The sequence below is a fragment of the Pseudoflavonifractor capillosus genome, assembly GCF_016899775.1.
In the GTDB taxonomy this organism is placed as follows: domain Bacteria; phylum Bacillota; class Clostridia; order Oscillospirales; family Oscillospiraceae; genus Lawsonibacter.
Genome location: NZ_JACJJE010000153.1, coordinates 1 through 513, shown reverse-complemented (window position 1 = coordinate 513; position 513 = coordinate 1). Strand labels below are relative to the sequence as shown.

General features: G+C 53.8%; 1 protein-coding gene. It reads right to left on the bottom strand.

The genetic code is table 11. The annotated features are described in order from the left end of the window. Positions 1–513, bottom strand: a 513-nt coding sequence (locus H6B31_RS16765; protein WP_204899535.1) for a recombinase family protein, incomplete at both ends; no start/stop codon positions are given.

Here is a 513-nt window from a genome sequence, read left to right as displayed (position 1 = left end):
CTGAACTGCATCGAACAGTTCGTGGCTGACAATGGCCTCGTGGTGATCTTGGATGAGGACTTTGTCCAACTGTCCCGTGTTTGGAATCACCTTCTTGCTGATGCAGTCCTTGATAAAAGTTTTTTGAAGCAGGGCATCCCCACAGTATTTCTCGTTGGTCAGAATGCTCTTGATATTGGAAATTACCCACTTAGACTTGCCAGCTGCAGTAAGGCAGCCCTGAGCTTCCAGCTGCTCTTTGATGGAGCGCAGAGGATCTCCAGCCAGGTATCGTTGGTAGATGAAGCGGACGATCTCCGCCTGCTCTGGCACGATTTGAGGTTTCCCGTCTGGTCCTCGCTCATAGCCCAGCAGCTTCTGGTACTGCATGGTGACACGGCCCTCCTTCATGGACTGCCGCTTTCCCCAGCGGACTCGACTGCTGGTACTCTCACTCTCGGCCTGGGCGAAGGCTCCGTGGAGTGTGATCAGGAACTCGCTCTCTGGGTGGATGGAGTTGATATTCTGCTCCTC